Origin of the sequence: Phycicoccus mangrovi, from assembly GCF_018729305.1 — a bacterium.
Lineage (GTDB): Bacteria > Actinomycetota > Actinomycetes > Actinomycetales > Dermatophilaceae > Phycicoccus > Phycicoccus jejuensis.
This window is the reverse complement of the sequence record NZ_JAHHWP010000015.1, coordinates 25704-48750: the sequence shown is the minus strand read 5'-3', so window position 1 is coordinate 48750 and position 23047 is coordinate 25704. Positions and strand designations below refer to the sequence as shown.

19 protein-coding genes are annotated in these 23047 nt (G+C 76.0%); 11 read left to right on the top strand and 8 right to left on the bottom strand.

Annotated features, from left to right (window positions below; genetic code table 11):
• The first annotated feature begins 180 nt into the window (after window positions 1-180).
• The 4 genes from KMZ30_RS13685 (at window position 181) to KMZ30_RS13670 (ending at window position 5876) form a co-directional block, all read left to right on the top strand.
• The gene (locus tag KMZ30_RS13685) at window positions 181-831 is read left to right on the top strand and encodes a PadR family transcriptional regulator (protein WP_215513086.1); all 651 of its coding nucleotides are present in this window, start codon (window positions 181-183) and stop codon (window positions 829-831) included.
• Window positions 828-1556 (top strand): ABC transporter ATP-binding protein, encoded by a 729-nt coding sequence (locus KMZ30_RS13680; protein ID WP_215513087.1) that lies wholly within the window; start codon window positions 828-830, stop codon window positions 1554-1556. Before KMZ30_RS13685 ends, KMZ30_RS13680 begins: the two co-directional genes overlap by 4 nt.
• Window positions 1553-4429 (top strand): ABC transporter permease, encoded by a 2877-nt coding sequence (locus KMZ30_RS13675; protein WP_215513088.1) that lies wholly within the window; start codon window positions 1553-1555, stop codon window positions 4427-4429. Before KMZ30_RS13680 ends, KMZ30_RS13675 begins: the two co-directional genes overlap by 4 nt.
• A gap of 193 nt (window positions 4430-4622) precedes the next feature.
• Window positions 4623-5876 (top strand): MFS transporter, encoded by a 1254-nt coding sequence (locus tag KMZ30_RS13670; protein WP_215513090.1) that lies wholly within the window; start codon window positions 4623-4625, stop codon window positions 5874-5876.
• A gap of 126 nt (window positions 5877-6002) precedes the next feature.
• Here KMZ30_RS13670 and KMZ30_RS13665 read toward each other — a convergent pair whose 3' ends face one another.
• Together KMZ30_RS13665 and KMZ30_RS13660 are read right to left on the bottom strand one after the other, a co-directional pair.
• Window positions 6003-6227: a helix-turn-helix domain-containing protein gene (locus tag KMZ30_RS13665; RefSeq protein WP_030526337.1), complete on the bottom strand. Its 225-nt coding sequence runs from the start codon at window positions 6225-6227 to the stop codon at window positions 6003-6005.
• On the bottom strand, window positions 6227-6841 hold the full coding sequence (locus KMZ30_RS13660) for a DUF2975 domain-containing protein (protein WP_215513091.1): 615 nt from the start codon (window positions 6839-6841) through the stop codon (window positions 6227-6229). Before KMZ30_RS13660 ends, KMZ30_RS13665 begins: the two co-directional genes overlap by 1 nt.
• Before the next feature lie 134 nt (window positions 6842-6975).
• On the opposite strand from KMZ30_RS13660, the gene KMZ30_RS13655 reads away from it, so the two are divergent.
• On the top strand, window positions 6976-7611 hold the full coding sequence (locus KMZ30_RS13655) for a bacterial proteasome activator family protein (RefSeq protein WP_226902540.1): 636 nt from the start codon (window positions 6976-6978) through the stop codon (window positions 7609-7611).
• Between the two features lie 21 nt (window positions 7612-7632).
• Here KMZ30_RS13655 and KMZ30_RS13650 read toward each other — a convergent pair whose 3' ends face one another.
• The 3 genes from KMZ30_RS13650 to KMZ30_RS13640 are packed head-to-tail and all read right to left on the bottom strand — an operon-like array spanning window position 7633 to window position 10786.
• The gene (locus KMZ30_RS13650; RefSeq protein WP_215513092.1) at window positions 7633-8820 is read right to left on the bottom strand and encodes an MFS transporter; all 1188 of its coding nucleotides are present in this window, start codon (window positions 8818-8820) and stop codon (window positions 7633-7635) included.
• A complete protein-coding gene (locus KMZ30_RS13645; RefSeq protein ID WP_215513093.1) occupies window positions 8817-10067 on the bottom strand; it encodes an MFS transporter in 1251 nt (416 codons plus the stop codon). Before KMZ30_RS13645 ends, KMZ30_RS13650 begins: the two co-directional genes overlap by 4 nt.
• Entirely contained in the window at window positions 10064-10786 is a 723-nt protein-coding gene (locus KMZ30_RS13640) for a DUF6498-containing protein (protein ID WP_215513095.1), read from the bottom strand. Before KMZ30_RS13640 ends, KMZ30_RS13645 begins: the two co-directional genes overlap by 4 nt.
• Before the next feature lie 116 nt (window positions 10787-10902).
• On the opposite strand from KMZ30_RS13640, the gene KMZ30_RS13635 reads away from it, so the two are divergent.
• Genes KMZ30_RS13635 through KMZ30_RS13625 form a run of 3 tightly spaced genes read left to right on the top strand, consistent with a single transcriptional unit; the run spans window position 10903 to window position 14171 of the window.
• Window positions 10903-11997, top strand: a complete 1095-nt coding sequence (locus tag KMZ30_RS13635) for a zinc-dependent alcohol dehydrogenase family protein (protein WP_215513096.1) — start codon at window positions 10903-10905, stop codon at window positions 11995-11997.
• A gap of 57 nt (window positions 11998-12054) precedes the next feature.
• Window positions 12055-12981 carry a LysR substrate-binding domain-containing protein gene (locus KMZ30_RS13630; protein WP_215513097.1) on the top strand — a complete coding sequence of 309 codons (927 nt, stop codon included), beginning with the start codon at window positions 12055-12057 and terminating at the stop codon, window positions 12979-12981.
• 50 nt (window positions 12982-13031) lie between these two features.
• Window positions 13032-14171 carry a TDT family transporter gene (locus KMZ30_RS13625; protein ID WP_215513098.1) on the top strand — a complete coding sequence of 380 codons (1140 nt, stop codon included), beginning with the start codon at window positions 13032-13034 and terminating at the stop codon, window positions 14169-14171.
• 36 nt (window positions 14172-14207) lie between these two features.
• Here the strand turns inward: KMZ30_RS13625 and KMZ30_RS13620 are convergent, their stop codons facing one another.
• Together KMZ30_RS13620 and KMZ30_RS13615 are read right to left on the bottom strand one after the other, a co-directional pair.
• On the bottom strand, window positions 14208-15881 hold the full coding sequence (locus tag KMZ30_RS13620) for an FAD-binding dehydrogenase (protein ID WP_215520046.1): 1674 nt from the start codon (window positions 15879-15881) through the stop codon (window positions 14208-14210).
• 10 nt (window positions 15882-15891) lie between these two features.
• Complete coding sequence (locus tag KMZ30_RS13615; protein WP_215513100.1) at window positions 15892-16617, bottom strand: HAD-IA family hydrolase; 726 nt, start codon at window positions 16615-16617, stop codon at window positions 15892-15894.
• Between the two features lie 605 nt (window positions 16618-17222).
• On the opposite strand from KMZ30_RS13615, the gene KMZ30_RS13610 reads away from it, so the two are divergent.
• Both KMZ30_RS13610 and KMZ30_RS13605 read left to right on the top strand, forming a co-directional pair.
• A complete protein-coding gene (locus KMZ30_RS13610; RefSeq protein ID WP_215513101.1) occupies window positions 17223-19445 on the top strand; it encodes a DUF998 domain-containing protein in 2223 nt (740 codons plus the stop codon).
• A 254-nt stretch (window positions 19446-19699) separates the two neighbouring features.
• Window positions 19700-20854, top strand: a complete 1155-nt coding sequence (locus tag KMZ30_RS13605) for a S1 family peptidase (protein ID WP_215513102.1) — start codon at window positions 19700-19702, stop codon at window positions 20852-20854.
• Between the two features lie 62 nt (window positions 20855-20916).
• Here KMZ30_RS13605 and KMZ30_RS13600 read toward each other — a convergent pair whose 3' ends face one another.
• Window positions 20917-21810 carry a ferredoxin family protein gene (locus tag KMZ30_RS13600; protein WP_215513103.1) on the bottom strand — a complete coding sequence of 298 codons (894 nt, stop codon included), beginning with the start codon at window positions 21808-21810 and terminating at the stop codon, window positions 20917-20919.
• Window positions 21811-21945: 135 nt separating this feature from the next.
• On the opposite strand from KMZ30_RS13600, the gene KMZ30_RS13595 reads away from it, so the two are divergent.
• A complete protein-coding gene (locus KMZ30_RS13595) occupies window positions 21946-23016 on the top strand; it encodes an SGNH/GDSL hydrolase family protein (RefSeq protein ID WP_215513104.1) in 1071 nt (356 codons plus the stop codon).
• The last annotated feature ends 31 nt before the right edge of the window (window positions 23017-23047 follow it).

The window sequence follows — 23047 nt, the reverse complement described above, 5'->3', positions numbered from 1 at the left end:
CGGGGACGCGCGGCGCGCGCGCCACTGCCAGGTCGGGTGGTGGTCGTCGAGAGGTCGGGCGAGGCGACGGACGGTCACCACCACGGGCGCCCAGCTGCTTGACCCCCCTCGTGATACCGGGTATACATCTCCTCGTCAGCCCGTGGATACCGGGTATCACCAGCACGAGGGAGGCGTCGGATGTCGGTCCGGCTCGGACTCATGGCCCTGCTCGCCGAGGGCGACTCCTACGGCGCCCGGCTGCGCAGCGACTTCGAGGAGCGCACCGGCGGCACCTGGCCGCTCAACGTCGGGCAGGTCTACACGACGATCGAGCGGCTCGTGCGCGACGGCCTCGTCGAGCAGGCCGGCGAGGCCGACGCCGAGGGCCGGATCAGCTACCGGCTGACGGCCGCCGGCCGCGCCGAGCTCGACGCCTGGTGGACCACCCCGGTCGACCGTACGAGCACCCCGCGCGACGAGCTGACCATCAAGCTCGCCCTCGCCGTCACCGCCCCCGGGGTCGACGTCGCGGCGGTCGTCCAGGGCCAGCGCACCGCGACCCTGCGCCACCTGCGCGACCTGACCCGCCTCAAGCGGGACGCCCTCGACCGGGCGGAGGGGTCGGGCGAGGGCGTCCGCGAGGGCGCCGGCGACGGCGGCGAGCAGGGGCTCGCCTGGCTGCTCGTCCTCGAGCACCTCGTCTTCGCGGCCGAGGCGGAGGTGCGCTGGCTCGACCACGTCGAGTCCGCCCTCGCCCGGCACGCCCGCAGGACCCCGGCCGGCCCCCGCCGCGCCGGCCACGACACCGCCGGCGAGGTGCCGGCCCACCGGGAGGGGACCCACGCATGACCACACCGCACGTCGTCATCTCCGACGTCACCCGTGTCCACGGCGAGGCCGAGACGCGCGTCGTCGCGCTCGACCACGTCTCGCTCGACATCCACGCCGGCGAGCTCGTCGCCGTCATGGGCCCGAGCGGCTCGGGCAAGTCGACGCTGCTCAACGTCGCCGGCGGCCTCGACCGCCCGACGTCCGGCACCGTGAGCATCGGCGGTGAGGAGATCGGGGGCCTCGCGCCCCGCGACCTCGCGCGGCTGCGCCGGCGTCGGATGGGCTTCGTCTTCCAGGACTACAACCTCATCCCGAGCCTCACGGCCGCCGAGAACGTCGCCCTGCCGCTCGAGCTCGACGGCGTCCGCGCCCGCCAGGCGCGCCGGCAGGCCCGCCGGACCCTCGACCTCATGGACCTCATGGCGCTCTCGGACCGCTACCCGGACCAGATGTCCGGCGGCCAGCAGCAGCGCGTCGCCATCGCCCGCGCCCTCGTCGGCAGCCGCCGCTTCGTCCTCGCCGACGAGCCGACCGGCGCCCTCGACAGCCACACCGGCGAGGACGTGCTGCGGGTCCTGCGCGAGCGCTGCGACGACGGTGTCGCCGGGCTCCTCGTCACCCACGAGGCGCGGCACGCCGCGTGGGCCGACCGGGTCGTCTTCCTCCGGGACGGCCGTGTCGTCGACTCCACGGGCGGCGCCGACGTCGCCGAGGACCTGCTGACCGGCGGCAGCGCGCGATGAGCACCCTCGCCCCCTCGCGCCCGGACACCGACGGGTCCGGCACTCCTGCACCGGAGCCCGCCGACCCCGGCCGCTTCGCCCAGTGGCGGTCGTCGTGGGCCGTCGCCCTGCGGATGGCCCGCCGCGACGTCCGCCGGCACCGCGGTCGCAGCGCGCTCGTCGTCGTCATGGTGCTGCTGCCGACGCTGCTCCTCTCGGCCGTCGTCACGCTGGCCTACACCTCCGACGTCAGCGGCGCGGAGCGCATCCCGCAGACGGTCGGCACCGGGCAGGCCCTCCTCGAGTGGCCCGACGTCAGCCGCACCGTCCAGCTGCCCGACCCCGGCGCCGGCTTCTCGTCGGTCGACCAGGACGCCCGGCCCGTCCCCGGCTTCGACCGGGAGGCCTCGACGTTCGCGAACGCCGACGCCGTGTCGCGTCTCGTCGACGCCCCCGTCACCCCGTTCGAGCGGTGGTCGGCCCGCACCACCCTCGGCGAGCGCCGCCTCTCCCTCGACGGGCTCTCGCTCGACGGCGCGATCGGGCTCGGCGAGAAGCTCGAGCTCGTGTCCGGCCGCTGGCCGGCCGCGCCGTCGTCCGACCCGGCCACCCCGGCCGAGGTCATCGTCACCCCGGTGGCCATCAGCCGCGGTGTGCCGCAGCAGGGTTCGTTCGAGGTGACGGTCGAGGGCACGACGCGGACGGTCACGGTCGTCGGCGTCGCCCGGGCCCAGGACCTCTACTCGCAGCCCGCCCTCGTCACCGCCGCGCCGCTCGTGCCGGCGGCCGCCGTCGGCAACGGCGGCTGGATCGTCCTCGGCACCGACCCCGTCACCTGGCCGGAGGTGCGCACCCTCGGTGAGTACGGCTTCCGCGTCACCTCCGCCGACGTGCTGCTGCACCCGCCGGCCGAGAGCGCCTACCCCGCCGAGCTGCAGGCGCAGGCCGGCGACGAGACCCAGCGGATGGGTCTCCTGGTCGGCCTCGCCGCCGTCATGCTGCTCGTCTCGACGACCCTCCTCGTCGGCCCGGCGTTCGCCGTGAGCGCGACCCGCCAGCGCCGGACGCTCGCCCTCGCCGCGAGCAACGGCGCCCACACGCCGGTGCTGCGCCGGACGGTCCTCGCGCAGGCCCTCGTCCTCGGCGCGGTCAGCGCCGTGGCCGGGGTCGGCCTGGGCGTCGGCGGGGCCTGGCTCGTGCGGGCCGCGACCGCCGACCAGGCCTACCCGCCCTTCGGCGGCCCGTTCGACGTCCGCTGGGGGATGCTCGCCGGCGTCGCGGCCTGCGCGGTCGCCTCGACCTTCGTCGCCGCGCTCGTGCCGGCCCGCCGGCTCGGCCGGCTCGACATCGTCGGCGTGATGCGCGGGCAGAGCGTCTCGCCGCGCCCCAGCCTCGTCGTCCTCGCCCTCGGTGTCGTCCTCGCGCTCGTCGGCGGGGTGCTGACCCTCGGCGGCACCGGCGTCGTCGACCTCTCCGGGGCCACGGGCAACCTGTTCGCCGGGTCGGGCGAGACGCTCGTCGTCGTCGGCGCGTTCGTCCTCATCGTCGGCTCGCTGCTGCTCGTGCCCGTCGTCCTCGCGGGCGTCGGCCGGCTCGGCACGCACCTGCCGACCTCGCTGCGGATGGCCGCGCGCGACCTCGCCCGGCACCGCGCCCGCAGCGCGCCGTCCGTCGCCGCCGTCCTCGCGGTCGTCGCGGGCCTGACGTTCGGGCTCACCGGGCTCGAGAGCGACACCGAGCAGCGGCGGATGGAGTACCTGCCGACGACCATCCCCGGCGAGGTCGTCGTCAGCGCCTTCAGCGAGACCCCCCTGACGGCAGACGCGATCCGCTCGGCCGCACCCGGCGCCGTGGTCACGGGCAACCCCGTCTTCGTCGGCGACACCCAGCAGATGCAGGAGGTCCCGACGACCGAGCCCTACGACTCCCGCTTCGTCAGCGTCGTCCCCCCGGGCTGCGAGGTGACCGACACCCTCGGCTACCTCACCGACTCGGCGAAGGGCCCACAGTGCTCCGTGGCCGGCTCGCTGGCCAACGGCTCGGGCATCGTCCTCACCCTCCCGGCCGACGAGCTCGTGCGCCGCACGGGGGTGACCGGCGCCGCGGCCGCCCAGGTCCGGGACGGCGCCGTCGTCCTCCTCGGCGGGTCCGGTGGCACGGTCCGGGTCGCGCAGGGCACCTACCGTGTCGATCCCCAGGCCCAGACGGTGCAGGCGCCGCGGGCCACGGTCACCTCCGACGCGCAGGTCCCGGCCGTGCGCCTGCCGCTGACCAAGGAGTCGGCGGGGCGGCTGCTCGGGGCGTCGATGGCCGTCGCCGCCGGCACCCCGCTCACGCGCGGCTGGGACACGACGACGCCGTCGTGGACCGTGCGCGAGGCCGACGGCAGCGCCGTGCCCGACGCGACCGTCGACCGGCTGGCCGAGCGCCTCGGTGACGAGGTCGGCGTCCAGCGCGAGGACGGCTTCCAGCGCGAGGACCGGATGGTCGTCGCCATCCTCCTCGCGGTCTTCGGCCTGCTCATCCTCGTCGTCGTCCTCACGTCGACGGCGCTGACGCTGGCGGAGCAGCAGACCGACCAGGCGACGCTCGCCGCCCTCGGTGCGACGCGCGGCACCCGGCGGGTCATGGCGGCGGCCGAGGCGTTCGTCCTCGCCGCGGTCGGCTGCGCCCTCGGGGTCGCGGTCGGGCTCGTGCCGGGCATCGCCATCGCCCGACCGCTGACGGCGGTCGGCTGGGACCCGCTGACCCAGGCCTCGCGCGACGGCCAGAGCGTCCTCGTCATCCCGTGGGCGGACCTCGCGACGGTCGGGCTGCTCGTCCCCGTCCTCGCGGCCCTGCTCGCCGCGGCCGGCATCCGCCGGGCTCCTCAGGTCACCCGCCGGGCGACCTGAGCCACACACCCCTGGCAGGGGGATGCCCCCGCCCGCGCCTCTCCGGCGGCGGGCGGGGGCATCGTGCGCGAGGCGGTAGAATCGTGCGTTGCACAGGGTCCTCGTGCGCCGTTGGAGGCGGGTTCGGCGCACACCCGCTCCGCCCTACCCACGCACGGGTCCGGGCGCAGGACCCCTCGAAGGCAGAACCCCCGTGTCACCGATCGCCAGCTACCGGCGCCTGTTCTCGCTCGCCGGCCCCCTCTACGTCCTCGTCGCGTTCGTCGGGCGCCTGCCCCTCGCGATGAGCCAGATGGGCACCCTCCTCCTCGTCTCCGGGACGACCGGCTCCTACGGCCTCGGCGGCGCCGCGGCCGGCGGGCTCGCCGTGGCCAACGCCGTCGGTGCCCCGGTCGCCGGCTCGCTCGCCGACCGGATCGGCCAGCGTCCCGTCGTGCTCGTCCAGTCCCTCGCCGGCGGCGCCGGGCTGCTGCTCCTCGTGGCCCTCGCCCACGGCGGCGCCGCCCCCGGGCTCGTCGTCGGGTCGGCCGCGCTCGCCGGGCTGCTCATGCCGCAGGTGGGGCCGCTGGCCCGCGTCCGGTGGCGCCCGCTCACCCGGCACCAGGGCGCGCAGCAGCCGCGCCTCATGGAGACCGCCTTCTCGTACGAGGGCGCCGCCGACGAGGCGTCCTTCGTCATGGGCCCGGCGCTCATCGGCGTCCTCGCGGTGCTCGCCAGCCCGTCGGTGGCGCTCGTCGTCGCGGCGGTCCTGCTGCTCGGCTTCGGCACGGCGTTCGCGGTGCACCCCACCGCCGCCCTGACCCACGCGCACCGGCCCGCGGCCGGCCTCGCCGGTCGCCTCGTCACCGCGACGTTCGTCGTGCTCCTGCTCGCGCAGCTGCTCATCGGGGTCGTCTTCGGGTCGGTGCAGACCGGCACGACGGTGCTGACGACGCTCGCGGGCCAGCCGGGGCTCGCCGGTCTCGTCCACGCGACGCTCGGCGTCGGGTCGGTCATCGCCGGGCTCGCGGTCGCCGGCCTGCCGGCGCGCTTCACCGTCCCCGCGCGCGTGCTCGTCGCGGCCACCGGCCTCGCCGTGCTCAGCGCGCCGCTGCTCCTCACCGACTCGGTGCCGCGGCTCTTCCTCGTCGTCCTCGTCCTCGGCTTCGTCATCGCGCCGTACATGATCAGCGTCTTCATGCTCGGCGAGCGCGCCGTGCCGCCCGCCCGCATCGGGGCCGCGATGACGCTGCTCGCGTCGACGACCGGGCTCGGCTACGCGATCGGGTCCGCCGTCGCGGGGCGGGTCGCCGACGTCCACGGGCACACCGGCGCCTTCGCCGTCACGGTCACCGCGGGCGTCCTCGCGGCCCTGCTCGCGGCGTTCGGGCAGCCGCTCCTGCGCCGCGCCACCCCGGCCCCGCCTGCCGCCACCCCGCCCGCGACGCCCTCCCCCGCCGCCGCCTGACCTGCCGGACCCCACGCGTATCGGGTGACCCGATACCGCTGCGCTGTACCCGACAACGGTTGTCGGGTACAGCGCGGTCGTATCGGGTGACCCGATACGCACGTGACGCGGGTGGCGGCCAGGGACTCAGGCCGGCTCGACCGAGAGCACGTCGCCGGGCTGGCAGCCGAGGACGTCGCAGACGGCGGTGAGCGTGCTGAACCGGATGGCCTTCGCGCGGTCGTTCTTGAGCACCGAGAGGTTGACGACGGTCACGCCGACGGCCTCGGCGAGCGCGGCGAGGGTCATCCCGCGCTCCTCGAGCAGCCGGTCGAGGTGGCAGACGACGCGGTGCGGTTCCTCGACCGGCATCAGACGAGGCCCTCGACGTCGTCACGCAGCCGCGTGCCCGCCCGGAACGCCTCCGCGACGAGGGCGAGCACCATGCCGCCGAGCATCGGCAGCCAGGGGACCTCGACGAGCGCCCCCGGCCCACCGGCGCCGAGGTCGGCCCCGGACAGCAGCGCGAGGTCGGTGGTGACGCGGGCGAACCACACGACCGGCACCCCGAGCGCGAGCAGGAGGGCGAGGCCCCGCAGCCGGGAGACGTTCCTCGGGTCGAAGGCGTCACCGGCCGCGACGCCCCGCATCAGTCGCTGGACGAGGAGGCAGCCGACCGCGACGAGCACGGTGAGCGCGACCCCGGGCAGCAGGTCGAGCAGGCGCTGCCCGACCCCGACACCCGTGAGCAGCACGTCGTACTCGCCGTCGCCGTACCGCGTCCCCACGGCGTCGAGGGTCGGCACGACGACCGGGCCGACGGTGGCGACGGCGAGCGGCTCGCCCGCGACCCAGCCGAGCACCGGTCCCACGACGCCGGCGAGCGCAGCGGCGGCCGTCACGAGGACGAGCAGGGCGGTCAGGCCCCAGCGGTCCGAGCGGTCGAAGCGCCACAGGCTGGAGGAGAGACTCGCGCGACCGGCCATGACGGCCTCCTTCACATCGACTGTCGATCTGTTATCGAAAGACGATATGTGTATCGAGAGTCGATGTCAACGGCCGCCGGGTCGCCGCAACCCTCCGCGGACGGGGAGCGCGCCCTCCGGGGCAGGATGGGGTCATGAGCGACCAGCCCCACAGCGACCAGCCCGACGACGACCGCCGCCAGGTGCCGGCCACCGTCGTCGGCGACCCCGACCGCGTCGTCGTCGTCACGCCCGACGGGATGGGCGTCGCCGACCGCACCCCGCAGGACGACGACGCCCGCTCCGCCGACGACGGCCCGCGCAACCCGGCCGACCTCGTCGAGCAGCCGGCCAAGGTGATGCGCATCGGGTCGATGGTCAAGCAGCTCCTCGAGGAGGTGCGCAGCAGCCCGCTCGACGACCGCGGCCGCGCCCGCCTCGCCGAGATCCACGACCGCTCGATCGCCGAGCTCAAGGACGGCCTCGCCCCCGAGCTCGTCGCCGAGCTGGAGCGGATCGCCCTGCCGTTCAAGGACGAGCAGCCCTCCGACGCCGAGCTGCGCATCGCGCAGGCCCAGCTCGTCGGCTGGCTCGAGGGCCTCTTCCACGGCATCCAGACGGCGCTCGTCGCCCAGCAGATGGCCGCCCAGGCGCAGCTGCAGCAGATGCGCGCGCTGCCGCCGGGGATGCAGCCCGGTCGCGGCCACGGCCCCCAGGGCCCGGGCGGCATGCCCGGGATGCCGTCCGCCCCGGGCGAGGGCCACGCGGAGGGCACCGGCCAGTACCTCTGACACCCGTCCCGGGCCGCTCGCTCAGGCCGCCTCCTCACGGCGCGGCAACGAGAGCGCCAGCGCCGCCCCGGGGAGCGCCGCCAGCGCGATGACGGCGAGCGCGACCCGGGGCGCGCCGACGAAGGGCTGGACCACCAGCACGAGCAGCACCCCGCCCAGGTTGCCGGCGAGCAGCAGGACGGCGGTGGCGGTGCCCGAGCGGGCGACGCCGACATGCGCCTCGGACCACTCGAGCGCCACCGGCAGCCCGGCGAGCAGGACGAACCCGAGCACCGCGAGCAGGACGCCCGCCAACACCGGGGCGTTGGCCACGACGAGCAGGGCGAACACCGTTGCCGTGCAAGCGGTCGCGCCGACGAGGAACGCTCGGCGACGCCGCCGGACCGCCACCGGGCCGGGGAGCAGCGCCGCTCCGAGCACGCCGGCCACCGTCGTCACGGCGATGAGCAGCCCGCCGCTGCCCGGGTGCCCGAGGCCGGTCATCACCGGGTCGAGCCAGGTCGCCAGCGCGTTGAAGACGCCGACCCCGACGAGCAGCAGGCCGGCCAGCCGCCAGAGCAGCGGCTCGTGGCGCAGCCAGGCCAGGCCGTGGTTGTCGCGCGCGCCGATCGGGGCGAGCGTGGCGACGCGCAGCATCCCGAGGACGGCGAGCGCCGCGACGACGGCGAGGCCGGCGTGCACCCGCAGCAGGAGCGGGAGCCCACCGGCCGTCACGAGCGGCGCGCCACCGAGCGCGCCGACCAGCACCCCGACGAACTGCGCCGCCGACCCGACGGAGATGGCCGTCGTGCGCTGGTGCGCCGCGAAGGCCCGGGCCGCGAGCGTCGTCGTGGCCGTGAGGACGAGCGGCTGGGCCACCGACGCGAGCAGCTGCCCGGCCAGCTGCCACCCGTAGGACCCGGGGTCGACGAGCCGCACCAGCGCACCGGCCGCCGTGAGGAGCGCCCCCGCGGTCAGGGTGGGATGGAGGGAGCGGTCGACGAACCGCCCTGCGGGGAGGGCGAGCACGACGAAGAGCAGCGGGTTGACGACGGCCAGGTCGCCGACCAGCCCTTCCGAGACGCCGAGCGCCCGGGCCGACTCCACCGTGACCGGTGCGAAGGTCAGCCACAGCACCTGGGTCGTCGCGACGAGCAGCGCGAAGGCCCCGAGCAGCCCCCACCGGGTCCACCCGGCCGACGAGGCGGCCTGTCGCGCAGCGCCGCTCACGCCGACACCGGGGTCTCGCGCAGCGTGCGCAGCGGCGACGCCCAGCCGTACACCGCGGCGAGCACCCCGACCGACACGATGGCGACCATCGCGCCGCGGGTCCCGAGGACGCCGGCGACCGCGCTCGCGCCGAGCGCGCCGGCCGTCCAGCCGACGCCGAACGAGAGCATCCGGCCGGTCGTGTTGACCCGGCCGAGGAGGTGCTCGGGTGTCGCCTGCTGGCGGTAGGTGATCGAGGTGAGGACGACCGCCTGGTAGGCGATGCCCCAGCCGACCATCGCGACGACCGCGACGACGAACGACGACGTCGTCGCGACGACGAGCCCGGCCGCCGCCGACACCGGCAGGGCGAGCAGCGTCGCGCGCGGCATCGAGAACCGGCGGTGCAGCCGCGGGGTGAGCGTCGCGGCGACGACGCCGCCGATCCCCCACGCCGCGAACACCGCCCCGAAGCGCCAGCCGCTCGTGCCCACACTCAACAGCCGGTCGGCGTAAGGCACCGACAGCGCCATGAAGCCGGCCCCGGACAGCGACTGGAGGAAGCCGATGACGGTCTGCGAGCGCACCCCGGGGTGGTCGAGGAGGAAGCGCAGCCCGACCCGCACCTCGTCGGCGACGGCGCGGGGGCTGATCGGCGGCAGGTCGCGCTTACCCGAGAGCCGGGCGGCGATGCCGACGACGGCCGCCGCCGAGGCGAGGAAGCTCAGCGCGTCGACGCCGAGGAGCAGCGCCGGGTGCAGGGCGGCGAGGAGGACGCCGGCGAGCATCGGCATCCCGAGGTCGAGGAGCGAGCCGAACCCCCAGATGGCGGCGTTCGCCGGGCCGAGGCGCTCGCGGCCGACGATGGCCGGCAGCGCCCCGAACGCGGCGCCGTCGAAGAAGACGAAGCAGGCCTGGGTAAGGAACCCGGCGACGAGCGCGTGGGCGACGGTGAGGACGCCGAGCTCGTGGGCGAGCGGCACCGACCCGATGGCGAGCGCGCTCGCGAGGTCGGCCGCGACCATGACGCGGCGGCGGTCGAGCCGGTCGGAGATGGCCCCGGAGACGAGGCCGAGGAGCAGGTAGGGCAGCCCCTCGACGAGGGTGACGAGCGCGGTGAGCGCGGGGCTGCCGCTCAGCCGGTAGACGAGCACCGGCAGGGCGACCGCCGTGACGAGCGTGCCGGCGGTCGAGACCTGCCGGGCCAGCCAGAACCGGCGGAAGTCCGGCTCGCGGTGCAGCGGCACGACGGGCGCGGCGGCGCTCACGAGGCCCTCCGCACCGTGACGACGACCGGGCGGCCGAGGAGGAACAGGCGCCCGTCGCGGCGCTCGACGGCGAGGACGAGGAGGAGCTCGAGGACGAGCTTGGCGGCGAGGACGAGCAGGGCGGGGCCGCGCTCCTGGCCGGCGGTCAGGCGGGTGACGTCGTCGCTGCTGCCGACACCCTGGGCGACGAGCGGCACGAAGAGCGCGGCGTAGGCGAGGGCCATCCGGGCGTAGGCCCGCACGTAGTCGCCGATGCCGAGGGGTCGGCGCTCGCGCAGCCGCCCGGCACCGGCCCAGCCGGCCGCGAGGAAGCCGAGGCCGCCGAGGACGAGAACCGTCAGCCACGGGCTGCGCAGCGGGGCGACCGGCAGCACGGTGGCGAGCCCGACGAGGAAGGGCACGAGGGCGAAGCCGCCGTAGTGCACCGCGAAGAAGAGGGTGCCGAAGGAGCGGGCGCGGCTGCGGCCGTCCGCGTCGCGCGAGAGCAGGGCGCGGACGAGGGTCCAGACGTAGATCGTCACGACCTCGAGCGCCAGCCAGAGCCAGACGTCGCCGTAGCCGATGGCGCCGGTCGCCACGGCGAGCATCGGCGCGCCGTTGACGACGACGACCGTCGCGGCGAGCAGCGCCCGGGCCGCGGCGCGCGGCATCCCGTCGGTGAGGCGCAGGACCAGCTGGAGGCCGAGCACCCGGCCGAGGCCGGTGAGGACGACGTTCACGCGCCCCCCGCCCGGCCGTCGGCCCGCGGTCGGGGCGGCGTCGTCGGCACCCGCGGAGTCTACGAGCCGTGGTCGGGCCCTGTCGCCGATCGCGCCGGACCGGTAGGAAGGTGGGCGTGCCCGACGCCGTGCGCCCCGACGCCTCCTCCGCCGCTCCCTCCTCCGCCCCACCCTCCGACGGTTCGATGATGCGCGCCGTCGTCTACGACGCCCCCCGCGAGCTCGAGGTGCGCTCGGTGCCCCGGCCGGTCGCCGGCCCGGGCGAGGTGGTCGTCGACGTCGACCTCGCGGGCCTGTGCGGCACCGACCTGCACCTGCACGAGGGCGGGTTCTTCGCCGGCTTCCCGCTGACGCCCGGGCACGAGGCCACCGGCACGGTGCGCGCCGTCGGGGACGGCGTGACGCACGTGCGTCCCGGGCAGCGGGTGGCGGTCGACAACGCGTCGTCCTGCGGCCAGTGCCGGGAGTGCTCGCGCGGCAACCACCTGTTCTGCGAGCACTTCCACTCGCTCGGGGTCAACGCGCCCGGCGGGTTCGCCGAGGCGCTGCTCAGCCCGGCGCACAAGGTCTACCCGGCCGACGACCTCGACCCCGAGCTCGCCGTCCTCGCCGAGCCGCTCGCCTGCGCGGTGCACGGGATGGACGTCCTCGGGCTGCGGCCCGGCGCCGACGTGCTCGTCGTCGGGGCCGGCACGACCGGGCTGCTGCTCTCGCAGCTGCTCCTGCACGGTGGGGCCGGGCGCGTGACGGTCGCCGCGCCGACGCCGTTCAAGCTCGAGCTCGCCGACGCGTACGGCGTCGACCGGGTCGTGCGGGTGACCCGCGACGCCGACGAGACCGCGCGGACGCTGGCCCGGCTCCAGCCCGACGGGTTCGACGTGACGGTCGACGTCACCGGGGCCGCGCCGGTCGTCGGGATGCTGCCCTCGCTCACCGCGGCGAACGGCACCGTGTTCGTCTACGGGATGTGCGACGAGGACGCCCGCGTGCCGCTCAGCCCGTACGACGTCTTCCGGCGGCAGCTGACGGTCAAGGGGTCGTTCGCACAGGTCGACTGCCTCGACCGGGCGCTGGCCCTGCTGCGCTCGGGCCGGGTGCGGACCGAGGGGCTCGTGACGCACCGGTTCCCGCTCGCCGGTTACGCCGAGGCCCTGGAGACGCTGCGCTCGGACCCCACGAGCCTCAAGGTGCTGCTCGAGCCACAGCGCTGACCCGGGCGCGACGCGTCCCCGGCGCACCCGGCGGCCCGCCGCTCGTACGGTGGGCGCATGGCACCCGACCTCGCCTCGCTGCGGCTGCTCGCCGACATCGCGCGCCTGGGCGGCATCGCGGCCGCCGGTCGCGCGCACGGCATCACGCAGCAGTCGGCGTCCGAGCGGCTGCGCGGCCTCGAGGCCGACGTCGGGCTCGACCTCGTGACGCGGGGGCGCTCCGGCTCGGCGCTCACCCCGACCGGGCGCCTCGTCGTCGAGTGGTCGGCCGACCTCCTCGCCCGCGCCGAGGACCTCGACGAGGCCCTCGCGACGCTGCGGCGCGACCGCTCCCGCGAGCTGCGTGTCCACGCGAGCCTCACCGTCGCCGAGACCGTCCTGCCCCGCGTCCTCGTCCGGGCCCGCCGCGAGTCGGTCGCCGACGTCACCCTGCACGCCACGAACTCCGCAGCGGTCGTCGATGCCGTGCGCTCCGGGGCGGCGGACCTCGGGTTCGTCGAGGGGCCGGTGCCCTTGGACGGTCTCGGGCACCGGGGCGTGGGGGTCGACGAGCTCGTCCTCGTCGCCGCGCCCGACGACCTCTGGGCCCGGCGCCGGCGGCTCACCGTCGCCGAGGACCTGGCGACCCGTGCGCTGAGCAGCCGGGAGGAGGGCTCGGGCACCCGGCGCGTCTGGGAGGCCGCGCTCGAGGAGGCCAGCGTCGTCCCGCCCCCACCGGAGGCGGTGTTCGACACGACGACCGCCCTGCTCGCCTCCGTCGCCGCCGGCGGGCCGCCGGCGTTCGTCAGCCGTCGGTCGGCGGCGCACCTCGTCGACACCGGGGACCTCGTCGTCGTGACGACGACGGGGCTGGCGCTGCGCCGCGCGCTGACCGCCGTCTGGCAGGGGGGCCGGCTGCCCGCCCGGGGACCGGCCCGCGACCTCGTCACCCTCGTGGCCACGGCACTGCGACCGGACCGGTCACAGGCCACGCCTGTCACCTGACAGGGACGCGGGGGCTGGCCGGACCCTGCCGCGGCGGGAAGGCTCGGACCATGACCACCCACGTGTCCACAGGCCCGGCGCCGGCGACCCCGGCCGGGGCCGCGACGAGGCAGGCCACGACGCCCGTCACGACGAGCAGGTCCCTCCCGCCGCCCGGACCCGTCTGGTACCCCGCGGTCATGGGCACCGGCATCCTCGCGACGCTGCTCCAGGCACACGCCGGCGGTGCCCGCCCGCTGCACGACGCCGCCCTCGTCGTCCTCGTCCTCGGCTGGGTGGTCCTCCTGGGGCTGACCGGGGCGTTCGCCGTCCGGTGCGCGACGCGGCCGGGCACGCTGCGGGCGTCGGTGACCGACCTCGCGACGCTGCCGTCGTGGGGCACCGTGTCGATGGGCCTGCTGGCCGTCGGCGCGGCGACGCTCGCGGTGCTGCCCACCGCCGGGGCCGGCTCGCTCGTCGACCCCGTCGTGGTCGACGCGGTCCTCTGGACGGCCGGGACGCTCCTCGGGCTCGTGACCGCCCTCGGCTTCGCGGCGCTGCTCGTCCGCGGGCACCCGGGTCCGCCGTCACCCGCGTGGGGCCTGCCGGTCGTGCCGCCGATGGTGTCGGCCACGACGGGTGCGTCCCTCGTGCCGCACCTGGGCGCCGGCGGGCCGCGGCTGCTCCTCGTGCTGCTCGCGTGGACGTGCTTCGCGGTCGCCCTCGTCCTCGGCTCGCTCGTCTTCGCGGTGGTCTACCACCACCACTGGCGGGTCAGCCCGCTCGACCCCGCGGTGGCGCCGTCGGCCTGGATCCCGCTCGGCATCGTCGGCCAGTCGACCGCGGCGGCCGTCTCGCTGTCGGCGGCCTCGGCGGGGCTGCTCACCCCCGAGGCCGCCGCGCTCGCGCACCGGGTGGCCGTCGGATACGGGCTCGTCACCCTCACCGTCGGGGCACCGCTCGCGACGTGGGCGCTCGTCGTCACGGTCCGCGCCTTCGCGGCGCGCATCGCCTTCACGCCGGGGTGGTGGGCGCTCACCTTCCCCGTCGGCACGCTGTCGCTGGGCGCGCACCAGCTCGGTCGGGCCACCGGGTCGGTGGTGCTGGAGGTGGTGGGCGCCGGCTTCCTCGTCGTCCTCTGCGGCACCTGGACGCTCTGCGCGACGCTGTCGCTGCGGGCGCTCGGGGCATCCGTCCGCACGGCGGAGTGACGACGGGGCGCGCCGGCCGACCGCGGGACGGCGGGGTCAGAGTGCGGCGGCGAGGGCGCGGCCGGCCTGCCGCCCGCTGAAGAGGCAGCCGCCGACGAACGTGCCCTCGAGCGCGCGGTAGCCGTGGACGCCACCCCCGCCGAAGCCCGAGACCTCGCCGGCGGCGTAGAGGCCGGGCACCGGTGCGCCGGTGGGGTCGAGCACCCGCCCGGCGAGGTCGGTGTGCAGGCCGCCGAGGGTCTTGCGCGACAGCACCCGCAGCCGGACGGCGACGAGCGGCCCGTGCTTCGGGTCGAGGATGCGGTGCGGCGGGAAGGCGCGCTTGGTCAGGCGGTCGCCGCGGTAGCGCCGGGCGACCCGGATGGCCGCGACCTGGGCGTCCTTCGTGAACGGGTTCTCGACCTGCCGGTCGCGCTCGACGACCTGCCGCTCGAGGTGGGCCGCGTCGATGGGGGTGTCGGGCTCGAGCTCGTTCATCCGGGCGACGAGCCCGCCGATGGTGTCGGCGGTGAGCCAGTCCTCGCCGTGGTCGAGGAACGCCTGGACCGCCGGCGGCACGGGCGTGACGGGGCGGCGCAGGACGTCGCGCCAGCGCCGCTCGGTGAGGTCGAGGTTCTGCTCGGACCCCGACAGGGCGAACTCCTTGCCGACGAGCGAGCGGTTGAGGACGAACCACGAGTGGTCGAAGCCGGTGTGCCGCAGGTGGTCCAGCGTGCCGAGGGTGTCGAAGCCCGGCAGGTAGGGGCTCGGCAGGCGGTCGCCGCGGGCGTCGAACCACAGCGCGCTCGGCCCCGGCAGGATGCGGATGGCGTGCCCCGGCCAGACCGGGTCCCAGTTGCGGACGCCCTCGACGTAGTGCCACATCCGGTCGCGGTTGACGACGGCCCCGCCGGCCGCCTCGGTGATGCCGATCATCCGGCCGTCGACGTACGCGGGCACGCCGGTGAGCAGCGTCCCCGGTGCGTCGCCGAGCCGCCGTGGCCAGTTGGCGCGGACGAGGTCGTGGTTGCCGCCGATGCCCCCGGAGGAGACGAGGACCGCCTGCGCGCCGTACTCGAACGGTCCGACGACCTCGCGGCTGCTCGCGGCCCCGCGCGGCGCGTCGTCGTCGACGAGCACCGAGCCGCGCACGCCCGTGACGGCGCCTCCGGTCGTCACGAGCTCGTCGACGCGGTGGCGCGGCCGGTACACGATGCGCCCACCCGCGACGTGCTCGCGCACCCGCCGCTCGAAGGGCGCGACGACCCCCGTGCCGGTGCCCCACGGGATGTGGAAGCGCGGGACCGAGTTGCCGTGTCCGCCACTCGTGCCGTCGCCGCGCTCGGCCCATCCGACGACGGGGAAGAACGAGACGCCCCGCTCGCGCAGCCACTCTCGCTTGCCGTCCGCGGCCCACTCGACGTAGGAGCGCGCCCACTCGCGGCCCCAGTGGTCCGGCCCCGGTCCGCCGTCGGGTGCGGTGAGCCGGTCCCAGCCGGCGCTGCCCTGCCAGTCCTGCCACGCGAGGTCGAGGGAGTCGCGGATGCCCATCCGACGCTGCTCCGGGCTGTCGACGAGGAACAGCCCGCCGAAGCTCCACCACGCCTGGCCCCCGAGGTTGACCGCCGACTCCTGGTCGAGCAGCACGACGGACCCCCCGGCGTCCGCGACCTCGCACGCGGCGACCAGGCCGGCGAGGCCGGCACCCACGACGACGACGTCGGCATCCACGGGATGCACCCTAGGCGGCGCCGCCCTCCCGCGGGGAGGGCTCGTCCACACCGGCCGGGTCGAGCAGCCGGATGCGCCCGTCGGAGACATCGACCCGCAGGTCGGCGATCGAGCCGACGACGAGGTCGGCCACCTCGTCGAGCTCCGCGCGGGTCATCGTCGTGGTCACGGCGACGAGCCCGCCGCAGCCGGCCTCGCGGGCGGCGCGCAGGCCGGCGACCGCGTCCTCGACGACGAGGCAGTCGGCGGGGTCGACCCCGAGGCGCTCGGCGCCGAGCAGCCACGGGTCGGGGAACGGCTTGCCGCGCTCCACGTGGTCGGCGGTGACGACGACCTCGGGGTGCGGGAGGGCGGTGGCGGCCAGGCGTGCCTCGGCGAGCGGGTCGCTGGAGGAGGTGACGATGGCCGCGGGGACGCCGGCGTCGCGCAGCGTGGTCAGGAGGTCGAGCGCCCCGGGCAGGACCTCGATCGCGTCGACGTCGGCGACCTCGAGCGCGACGATGCGGTCGTAGGCGGCGTCGCGCTCGTCCTCGGGCAGGAGCCCGGCGATGAGGTTGCGCGCGGTGACGCCGTGCGAGCCCGCGAGGCGGCGCGGGTCGACGCCGTGCTCCTCGCACCAGCGCAGCCAGCTGCGCTCGACGGCGGCGATGGAGTCGATGAGGGTGCCGTCCATGTCGAGCAGGACGGCGCCGAAGTCGCGCCGCAGCGCCTCGGGCAGCGGGGTGGAGGACGTCATGCGAGCCACCCTAGGTCGGGCAGTGGTTCGGACCGCCCCTCGCCCTCGGGGTCCCACCCCCGGGGACGAGGGTGCGGGCCCCCGGTCGCGCGGGTCCCCCGAGAGCGCGGGTCCGACCCGGGGGGCGATGGTGTGCTCTCCCAGCATCCATGCGCCCCGGAAGGAATCCCTTCCACCCGCAACCACCGCATGCGATGCGCAAGGTTTCCCTTCCACCGCGCAAGGACATGGTTGCCACCCGCACGGGAAACATCGCATCGCGCAAGCACTGCGCCCTGTGCCGACCCGTTCTCGCCCGGCCGACCCACCCTCGTCCTGCCGCCGCGTCATGCCGCCCCGGCACGGCGAGGTGGCCACGGCACGGCGAGATCGACCCGGTACAGCGAGATCGGCGGGGCGAGCGGCCGGCTCCTTGCGCAGCGGAAGGGAAACCTTCCAGGTGGAAGCAGTGGTTGCCGGGGCAAGGGATTCCTTCCGCGGTGACAGGAGGTGGGGAGAGCACACCATCCGCCCGGCCGGACGGACGAGGCCGCGCCGTCGGCCGCTCGGCCCGACCCCACCCCGGGCGCGGGGCCCGTGCAGGCGACCGTCCTAGGCTGCCACGCATGGCCCGCCCCGCCGGACACCTCAGGACCGCCGTCGTCAGCGCGGCCCTGACGCTCGCCGCGCTCGTCGGGGGCTGGACGTGGGCCGCCGGGCTCGTCGGTCCGGGCTTCGACCCGCTCCGGGAGTCGATCAGCGCCCTCGCCTCGCTCGAGACCCCCCACCGCTGGGTGATGACCACCGCCCTCGTCGTCACCGGCCTCGGCCACTGCCTCACCGCGTGGTGCCTCGGCGCGGCCCGCCCCGCCGGTCGCGTCGCCCTCGCCCTCGGCGGCCTGGCCACCCTCGGCGTCGCCGCCCTCCCGCTGCCCTCGCGCACCGAGTCCTCCGCCGCGCACACCGCCGTGGCCACCGCGTCCTTCGTCCTGCTCGCGCTCTGGCCAGCGCTCGCCGCCCGCCGCGACGGCCCCGAGGTCCTCCGCCGCCGCGTCGCGTCGCCGGCCTCCGCCGTGCTCCTCGCCGCCGTCGCCTCCCTGGGCGTCGGCCTCGACGCCACCTTCTTCGGGTTCCATGAGCGCCTCGTCGCCACCCTCGCCGCCCTCTGGCCGCTCGTCACCGCGGTCGGGGTCTGGTGGAGCGCCGGGCACCGGGTCGGCTCCCGCCGCGTCCGGCAGGGCCTCGGCACCGTCGTCCTCGTCGGCGCGTGCACGACCGCCGGGCTCGCGACCACCGCCCTCCTCCCCGCCACCGCCGAGACCCGCAGCTACCGCGCGACCGTCAGCCTCGACGCGAGCCCGGCCGCCGTCGGCCGGCTCGTCGCCGAGACGACCTTCGGCGACGTCGAGTTCTCCTTCTCCGGGCTCGCGCCGGGCGTGCGCGCCGTGCCGCAGGTCCGCGCGTCCATCACGGAGGTCCTGGCCCGCCCGAACGTCAGCCTCGCGACACTGCGCCCCGGCCCGGAGGAGCTCAACACCGCCATCCGCGACGTCGCGCTCGAGGTCGTCGTGCGCTTCGCCGCCGGCGCCCTCCTCCTCGTCCTCGTCCTCGTCGGCGGGTGGTCGGTGATCCGACGCCGGCGCCCGCCGCGCCCGCTCGTCGTCGCCGCGGCCGTCGCGTGGACGGTCGCCACCCTCGGGACCGGCGCGTCGATGTACACGACCTACCAGCCCAGCCGGCAGACGGCCTGGCGCGCGACCGAGGTGCTCGGCACCTTCCAGCAGAACCAGGGCCTCTTCGACGACGTCGAGTCCCGCGCGACCCAGGCGACGCCGTACGTCCGCAACCTCCTCGCGCTCTCGACGGCCCTGCAGCAGAAGTACGCCGCGGGCTCCCTGGAGTCGGCCCCGGCCCTGCGCGTCCTCTTCGTCAGCGACCTCCACGGCGGCAACCAGTACGCCCTCATGCGCTCGGTCATCGAGACGGAGAGCATCGACCTCGTCGTCGACAGCGGCGACCTCGTCAACTTCGGGACCGTCGCCGAGGGCGAAGCCGCCGGGATGTTCCGGGGCATCGGCTCGCTCGGGGTGCCGTACGTCTTCGTCCGCGGCAACCACGACGCCACGAGCGCGACCGACACGGCGATCCTGCGGCGGATGGAGCGGATCCCCAACGTGATCCTGCTCCAGCCGCCGGGGGACGACTACCAGGAGGTCACGGTGGGTGGCGTGACGATCGCCGGGTTCAACGACCCGCGGTGGTTCGGCGACTCGGGCACCGGCTCGCGCGCGAAGCAGCTGCCCGCCCGCGACGCCTTCCGGACGGCGTTCACCGGGCGCACCTCCCCCGACGTCGTCGTCAGCCACGAGCCGTGGGCGGTCTCCGGCCTCGACGCGGGGGTGCTCCTCAACGGCCACATGCACTCGACCGATTTGGAGGGCAACCGGATCCAGGCCGGCACGTTCACCGGCGGTGGCCCGCTGACCCACTTCATCGGCGCCGAGGGCGGCGAGGAGCTCGTCGGCCAGCCGTCGGCGTTCGACGTCCTGACCTTCGGCACCGACTGCCGGCTCTCGTCGCTGACGCGCTACCGCTTCCGGGACGTCATCGAGGGCCGGCCCGCGTACGACGACGTCTCGCTCGTCAACGGCAACCGGGTCGACACCCGCCCGGTGGACCCGGCCCGCACCTGCGAGGCGGGCGGCGCGCCGCAGGTGGTGACGGTGCCCGCGACGCCGGTCGCCGGAGCCGGGGCCGCCCCGTCGGCGACCACCTCGCCCACATCCTCGCCCACCACGTCCCCGAGCGCCTCGCCCACCAGCTCCCCCGGCGCCTCGCCGACGTCCTGACCCGCGGCGCGGCGAGCGCCCGTCCGGCGCCACCACCCCGCGGGCGGAAGGTCAGGCGATCCTCCGCAGCACCCCCGCGAGTGGTCAGAGGTTCCACCGCCACGCGGAAGGATCGCGTCAACTTTCGGTCAATCCGGCTGCCCCGGTTTGCGATCCACCCGCGCTCCTGAGGGGGTGGAACCCGGTCCCGGACATCCCGGTGGCCGAGCCGCCGCGTCCGACGACGTGGCGACCACCCCGAAGGAGCACCCCTGATGAAGCACCGCGTCCTCGCCGTCGGGCTCGCCACGAGCGCCGCCCTGGCCGCCGCCCCGATCGCCGCCTGGGCCGCCCCGAGCGCCGCCCCCCTCCCCTCTCCCGACGACGTCGTCGCCGGGTTCGTCGCGCAGCGCGACGGCATCAGCGTGGCCCAGGCCGAGCGCAAGCTCGACCGCCAGGCCGCGCAGCAGCACCGTCTCGACTCCCTCGACGTCGCGACGGACGGCGCCTACTACCGCGGCGACACGATGGTGGTCGTCGTCGACTCCGCCCGGGACCAGCGGGCCGTCGAGTCGCAGGGACTCACGGCGCGCCAGGGCAAGGGCCAGCGCGAGCTCGACGCCTTGTCGCGCACCGCCCAGCGCGCGGCGAAGGGCCACGCCGGCCTCGTCTCGCTCACGCCGGACCTCGCGAACCAGCGCGTCGTCGCGACCGTCGAGGCCGACGCCCCGGCCGCCCTGCGTGAGCGGCTGACCGCCGTCGACGGCGTCGTCGTCGAGACCGGCGCCCCGCTGAGCACGCAGGCCGACGTCGTGCCCGGCCGGATCATGGACCTCGTCCCCGGCACCAACTGCTCGCTGGGCTTCCCCGGCACGACGTCCTCCGGCAACAACGTGCTCCTCACCGCCGGCCACTGCGTCGAGGGCCTGCCGGACATCTACGACGCCAACGGCACCCACATCGGCAAGGGCACGAACAGCCGCTTCCGCTCGGGCGCCCCGAGCGTCGACATGGGCCTCATGGACATCGACGCCGAGGACACCGGCCGCGCCTACGTCGACACCCGCGGCGCGCTGTCCGGCTACGTCCCGGTGTACGGCGTGAGCAACAACGCCGTCGGCACCGACATCTGCAAGGCCGGCAACACGACCGGATGGACCTGCGGCCAGGTCCAGGCCTACAACGTGACGGTCAACTACTCCGGCGGCACGACGGTCACCGACCTCGCGCGCGCCTCGGTCTGCACCGAGGGCGGCGACTCCGGCGGCGCGTACATCGGCACGAACAACTACGCGCAGGGCATGACGTCCGGCGGGCCGACGGGGGTCGACTGCGGCTTCAACGCCGGCTACGGGGCCGGGAGCTACAGCTTCTACCAGCCCGTCGTCGACGCGGCGTCGTACTACGGCGTGACGGTGGCGACGTCCTGAGCCACCACCCGTTCCGCGGCGCGGCCCGTCCCCTCGAGGGGCGGGCCGCGTCGGCGGCGTCGTCAGTCGCAGACGACCTCGGTGTGGTGCACGACAGCCGGTTTCGGACCGGCGCCGCAGCTGAGCGCGGCGTCCGTGACGGTCTCGGTCCGCACCTCGACGACGACGCGTTCGGGCACCGGCCCGGAGCCCTCGACCTCGACGCGCGTCACGTCCCCCTCGGCGTCGACCCGCCCGGGCACGGCGTCCCCCAGACCCGCGGGCCCGTGGTCGGTGACGACGCGCGCGAGCGCCGCCTGGACCGCCGGCTCCCAGCGCGTGACACCTCGCAGGTGGGCGCCGTCGACGCGACCGTCGAGGTGACCGCGGACGACGTCGGCCGCGCTGCGGGGGTCGAGGTAGCCGTAGCAGGCGCCCGCCGGCAGCGCGAGGAGCGTGCCGGCGAAGCGGTGCCCGCCGAGGTGCGTGCACTCCCAGACCTCCTCGGGCCACTCGCGGGCGAGGCTCGCGACGATCGGCCGGCCGCGCACCGCGCAGCAGGCGTCGCGGGTGCCCTGGGTGCAGACGAGGACCATCGGGTCGGCGTCGGTGTCGCTGGCGCTCAGCTCGGTCCCGAGCGAGCGGGCCGCGGCGAGGACGTCGTCCGCCGTGCGCCACGTGCCGCGGACCCACGTGCCGCGGACCGTGTCGACGGCCCACCAGTGCCACTCGTCGACGTCCGCCGGACGCCGCCCGGGGCGGCGCACGAGCAGGGAACGGCCGCCGAAGGACGCACAGAGCGCCTCGACCTCCTGGCCGACGCGCCCGGCGAACGGCGCGGTCTCGAGCGGCTGCTTCGCCCACGGGCCGGGGTGCTCGACGAGCAGCCACCGGCTGGCGACGGGCGCGGACCCGGCGAGCGGCTCGCCGCGGTCGCGGGCGGCGGCCGAGCAGCGGGACAGGTCGGTGAGGGCCATTCCCGCGATGCTACGCGGCGCGTCCGGCCCCGACGGGCCCCGGCCACCGGGTCCACCACCGCCCGGGCAACCCCCACCGACCAGCACCACCCCGCACCACCGCATCCGCAGCGTCCACACCCAGGAGGAAGACCCATGTCCCGACGTCGTGCCGTGGCCACCACCGCAGCCGTGTCCGCCCTGACCACCCTCGCCACCCTCGGCGCCATCGCCCCGGCCCACGCGGCCGGCGAGCCCTACGTCGCGCTCGGCGACAGCTACTCCTCGGGTACCGGGACACGCGACTACATCGCCGACGGCACCTCGTGCCTGCGGTCGGTCTCCGCCTACCCATCGCTCATCGCCTCCGCGCGGGGTTACGCCCTGACCTTCCGCGCCTGCTCCGGCGCCACGGTCGCCGACGTGACGAGCACCCAGCTGCCGGCGCTGTCGTCGACGACCCGCTACGTCTCGATCTCGGTCGGGGGCAACGACGCCGGCTTCGCGGACGTCCTCACCGAGTGCGCCCAGCCCGGATGGATGAGCGACTGCAACGGCGCGATCGACGGCGCGCAGGCGTTCGTCGACGGCACCCTCCCGGGCCGGCTCGCGACGCTCTACGCGGGCATCCGGTCCAAGGCCCCGAACGCGAAGGTCACCGTCGTCGGGTACCCGCGCATCTTCAACGGCGAGGACTGCAACGCCCTCACGTGGTTCTCGCCCGACGAGGAGAGCCGCCTCAACGCGATGGCCGACCGGATCAACACGGTCACGGCCCAGCGCGCCGCCGCGGCTGGCTTCTCGTTCGCGAACCCGACGAGCCGGTTCGTCGGGCACGCGGTGTGCGACAGCCCCGAGTGGCTCAACGGCCTGTCGAACCCCATCGAGAACAGCTACCACCCGAACAAGGCCGGCCACGCGAGCGGCTACACCCCGACGGTCAGCCCCCTCCTGACCGGCGGGACGGTCCGGGCGACGAGCACCGTGCGCGCCGCGGCAGCCGCCTCGGCCGACCGGCTCGCCGCCGACCAGCGCCGCTACGCCTCGCTCGACCGCACCATCCGACCCGAGCGGTTCGTCCTGCCCGACCTGCACAGCCCGCAGGCCCTCGCCGCCGCCCGGCGCGCCGGCGTCGACGTCGACGACCGCGCGAGCGTGGACGCCGCGGACCGTCGGGCCTCCGCCCGCCAGGCGGCCGAGCACCGCGCGGCCGTCGCGGCGCGCTGACCACCGGTGACGACGCACGTCGGATGACGGA